We start from the raw sequence: 4,250 nt of genomic DNA on the forward strand, positions 1-4,250 counted from the left end.
GAGACAGGACTTTGACTTGGCGTGACAGGGGCTCGCATCCCATCCTATGACTGGACCCATGAAAGCCACCGTAGCCGACATCGCCAGGAGCTGCGGCCTGTCGACCGCGACCGTCGACAGGGTGCTGAACAACCGTCCGGGCGCGAGCGCCGCCAACCGGCAGCGCGTGATGGAAGCGGCCAAGCAGCTCGGCTATCTGCCGACACTCGACCAGGTCGTGCTGCCCTCGAAGCCGGCGCATCTCGAATTCTTCCTGCCGATCGGGTCCAACGCCTTCATGGCCGATCTTGCCCATCACATCGAGGACTATGCGGCGCGCCTGCCCCTGGTCGCGTCGTGCCGCATCCACAATCTTGCCGGCATTTCGCCCAGCGCGCTGCAGAGCGCTGTGGAGAATCTGTCGCTCAAGGCCAATGGCGTCGGCGTCATCGCCGTCGATCACCCGCGCACGCGCAACATCTTGCGCGAGCTGGTCGAGGCGGGAATCAGGCTGGTCACGCTGGTCTCAGACGTGCCGGCGGCGCCCCGCTCGGCCTATGTCGGCATCGACAACCGCGTGGCGGGCCGCACAGCGGCGCTGCTGATGGGGCGCTTCCTCGGCGGCCGCACCGGGCATCTGGCGATGATGGTCGGCTCGCGCTCCTATCGCGGCCATGAAGAGCGCGAGATGGGGTTCCGCTCGGTGCTGAGCGAGGAGTTCCCCAATCTCACCGTGTCCAGCGCCGTCGAGATCAACGACGAGCCAGACGCCAGCTACCGCGCCACCATCAAGGCGCTGCACGACGAACCGGATCTGCTCGGCATCTACTGCGTCGGCGGCGGACGCTCCGGCGTCGCCAGGGCGTTGCTGGAAGCCAAGCCGCGCAGGAAGCCGGTCTTCATCTGCCACGACCTGACCAAGGAGACACGGCGCTATCTCGTCGATGACCTCGCCGATGTCGTCATCGACCAGAATGCGCGGCTGATCGCCGAACAGTCTGTGATCCGCCTGCTCGGCTCGATCGCCTCCTCGGCGCCCTACCTGACCAAGAAATTCATCGAGCCGCGGCTGATCTTCAAGGAAAACGTGCCGGTGCAGTAGGCCGGCAATGGGTGCTGGCGGGTGCCTATTCGGATTTGTCTGATAATTGATCCCGCAATTCTGCACAGCAGCTATGCACGTTTCGCAATTGCCGAATCGTTGGGCAACTCGTATTTATGAACCTGTCGGATGTCTTCCTCCTCCCAGACACCGGCGCTGAGTGCGGTACACCTCCTCCCGTGCCGTATTCGAAATCAAGCCCGCTGCCACCTCCTCCCGGCAGCGGGCTTTTTCTTTGTGCGCAATAAGGCGGCGCTCCAGCCCCCTCACCCGGATTGCGATCCGAATTGCGAAGGGCAATTCGGGGCAATCCGACCTCTCCCCCAAGGGAGAGGAGACGGTCGGCGCCGACCCCAATCTCTTCTCCCCTCGGGGAGAAGGTGGCCGCGAAGCGGCCGGATGAGGGGGAGTCCGTAAGCCCCGAGTCAGCGCGCCCGGAATGAAGCGATCAGGCTTTCGGCCATGCGCACGAATTGCGCGCTCGGGCCTTCGGCGCCGACGCTCTGCATCGAGACGCGGGCGCCTTCGAGCAGCAGCGACAGCGTGTCGGCAAGCAGTTCGGCCTGGCCGATGCCGGCATCGCGGCAAAGCGCTACCAGCTTCTCGCGCTGGGCTTCCTTCAGTTCCTTGATGACGCGCCTGGCCGGGTGGTCGGCCTCGGTGAGCTCGACGGCGGCATTGGCCATGTCGCAGCCGCGGCTGTCGGCGCTGAGCAGTTCCGAAGCCTTCTGGACCCAGGCATGCAACTGGGCGAGCTTGTCGCCGGGATGCTGGGCCTCGAACTCGTCCCAGATTCTTGAAGCCTTCGCCGCCGTGGCGCGCAGGCATTCAACGACCAGCTCGTCCTTGGACTCGAAATGGCGGTAAAGCGTCATCTTGTTGGTGCCGGCAGCCTCGGTGATGGCGTCGACGCCAACGCCCTTGATGCCGTGCTTGTGGAACATGTCCTGCGCCGTCTCCAGGATCCGATCCCGGGGACGGGAACGCTCCGCGACGCCGTCACTCATGATGATCTCCTTTCGTCGTTTCCAAAAAAACCGTCGCCACCTCTTGACTAGGGTGTTACCGGTCTGTAACTTTTAGATGTTACTTACTGGTAACACCTATATCACTCCCCGTCAAACGACAAGGCCCTCCGATAGCCTGCCAGAGTGAGATAGGACGAAAAAGCAGCCTGTCATGCGGCTTCGGCCGGTGAAAAAGAGAAAAGCGGTCCGTGATCAATCGATGCGGACCGAGCAAGGAGCCGCTCCTATGCAAAAGCGCAAAGACCTGACGATCGACGAAGCCGTCCGGGATCCGATGATCCGGCTGGTGATGAAGGCGGACGGAATCGACCCCAAAGCCTTCGAACGGATGCTGCGCCAGCGCGCGGCGAAACAGGCGCCGGATGATGAAATCCTGCCTTCCTTCCTGCAGGATTCCGGTTCCGGCCGGACCCGGCGCCTGCGTCATTTCGCAAAGCCCTTCGTCGAGGCATGCGCATCATGGTAAACTTCTTCGTCCACCGCCCGATCTTCGCGTCCGCGATCGCCATCATCATGGTGCTCGCCGGCGCGATCGCCTATTTCCTGCTGCCGGTCTCGCAGTTCCCCGACATCACGCCGCCGCAGGTCGTGGTCAGCGCCCACTATCCGGGCGCCAGCGCGCAGGTCGTGGCCGATACGGTCACCACGCCGCTCGAGCAGCAGATCAACGGCGTGCAGGGCATGACCTACATGTCGTCGACGAGCTCAAATGACGGCTCGTCCACCATCACCATCACCTTCGACGTCGGCTATCCGCTGAGCACGGCGGCCGTGGACGTGCAGAATCGCGTCAGCCAAGCGGCGTCCTCCCTGCCGGCAATCGTGAACCAGGGCGGCGTGACGATCAAGAAGCAGAACCCCAATTTCGTGCTGATCGTCGACCTCACCTCGCCGGACGGCTCGGTCGATCCCGTGGCGCTGAGCAACCTTGCGTATCTGCAGGTGGTCGATCCGCTGAAGCGCCTGCCGGGCGTCGGCGACGTGCAGATCTTCGGCGAGCGCCGCTATTCGATGCGCGTCTGGCTCGACCCAGACAAGCTCGCCAATCTCGGTATCACCGCCGTCGACGTCCAGAACGCCATCGCCGAGCAGAACGTGCAGGTCGCGGCCGGCAAGATCGGCCAGTCGCCGGCGCCGGCCGGCACCGCCTTCGAAATGCAGGTCAATGCCGTCGGCCGCCTGAGCGACCCGAAGGAATTCGGCGACATCGTCGTGCGCGCCAACTCCCAGAACGGCTCGCTTGTGCGGCTGCGGGACGTCGCCAGCATCGAGCTCGGCGCGCTGCAATATTCGTCATCCGCCTTCTTCGGCAAGGACCCGACGGTGGTTTTGGCCGTCTACCAGATGCCCGGCTCCAACGCGCTCGACCTGCAGCAGCGGGTCAAGGACAAGATGCAGGAGCTGTCGCAGCGCTTCCCGAAGGGCGTCCACTACGCCATGCATTACGACACGACGCGCTTCGTGTCGGCCTCGATGCATGACGTGCTGATCACGCTCGGCGAGGCGCTGGTGCTGGTCGTGGCGGTGGTGTTCATCTTCCTGCAGAGCTGGCGCACCACCATCATCCCGACCATCGCCATCCCCGTATCGCTGATCGCGACGCTGGCGATCATGTATATGCTGGGCTTCTCGCTCAACATGCTCTCGCTGCTCGGCATGGTGCTGGCGATCGGCCTTGTCGTCGACGACGCGATCGTGGTGGTGGAGAATGTCGAGCGACAATTGGAAGCGGGCTTGAAGCCGCTTGCCGCGACGCGCGCGGCGATGGCCGAAGTGACCGGACCGATCATCGCCACTACGGCGGTGCTGATGGCGGTGTTCATTCCCGTCGCCTTCATCCCGGGCGTCTCCGGCCGGCTCTACAACCAGTTCGCGCTCACCGTCGCGATCTCGGTCGGCATCTCAGCCTTCAACTCGCTGACGCTGTCCCCTGCCCTGAGCGCCGCCTTCCTGCGCCATCGCGGCGAAACCCAGTTCGTGCTGTTCCGCTGGTTCAACGCCGGCTTCGACTGGCTGTCCCATGCCTATGCCCACGGCGTGCGCATCCTGATCAAGCTGCGCTGGGCGATGCTCGGCCTGTTCGCGGCCGGCCTCGTCGCCACCTATTTCGTCTGGCAGAAATTGCCCTCGACCTTCCTCCC

At 64.0% G+C, this 4,250-nt stretch carries 4 protein-coding genes; 3 read left to right on the forward strand and 1 reads right to left on the reverse strand.

Annotated features, from left to right (window positions below):
* The first annotated feature begins 58 nt into the window (after positions 1 to 58).
* Positions 59 to 1,081, forward strand: a complete 1,023-nt coding sequence (locus EOA28_RS26685; RefSeq protein WP_126078644.1) for a LacI family DNA-binding transcriptional regulator — start codon at positions 59 to 61, stop codon at positions 1,079 to 1,081.
* A 425-nt stretch (positions 1,082 to 1,506) separates the two neighbouring features.
* Here the strand turns inward: EOA28_RS26685 and EOA28_RS26690 are convergent, their stop codons facing one another.
* Positions 1,507 to 2,088: a TetR/AcrR family transcriptional regulator gene (locus EOA28_RS26690; RefSeq protein ID WP_126078646.1), complete on the reverse strand. Its 582-nt coding sequence runs from the start codon at positions 2,086 to 2,088 to the stop codon at positions 1,507 to 1,509.
* A gap of 172 nt (positions 2,089 to 2,260) precedes the next feature.
* On the opposite strand from EOA28_RS26690, the gene EOA28_RS26695 reads away from it, so the two are divergent.
* Both EOA28_RS26695 and EOA28_RS26700 read left to right on the forward strand, forming a co-directional pair.
* Positions 2,261 to 2,575, forward strand: coding sequence for a hypothetical protein (locus EOA28_RS26695; protein WP_245467175.1), 315 nt, complete (start codon positions 2,261 to 2,263; stop codon positions 2,573 to 2,575).
* The coding region (locus tag EOA28_RS26700; RefSeq protein WP_148670865.1) for an efflux RND transporter permease subunit at positions 2,569 to 4,250 on the forward strand (1,682 nt) is incomplete at its 3' end. The genes EOA28_RS26695 and EOA28_RS26700, both read left to right, overlap by 7 nt.

Origin of the sequence: Mesorhizobium sp. M2A.F.Ca.ET.067.02.1.1, assembly GCF_004023285.1 — a bacterium.
In the GTDB taxonomy this organism is placed as follows: domain Bacteria; phylum Pseudomonadota; class Alphaproteobacteria; order Rhizobiales; family Rhizobiaceae; genus Mesorhizobium.

Bases quoted from the DNA above. Each gene is read 5' to 3' on its own strand.
- EOA28_RS26695 (WP_245467175.1), top strand. From the start codon at position 2,261: ATGCGGCTTCGGCCGGTGAAAAAGAGAAAAGCGGTCCGTGATCAATCG.
- EOA28_RS26685 (WP_126078644.1), top strand. From the start codon at position 59: ATGAAAGCCACCGTAGCCGACATCGCCAGGAGCTGCGGCCTGTCGACC.
- EOA28_RS26690 (WP_126078646.1), bottom strand. From the start codon at position 2,088: ATGAGTGACGGCGTCGCGGAGCGTTCCCGTCCCCGGGATCGGATCCTG.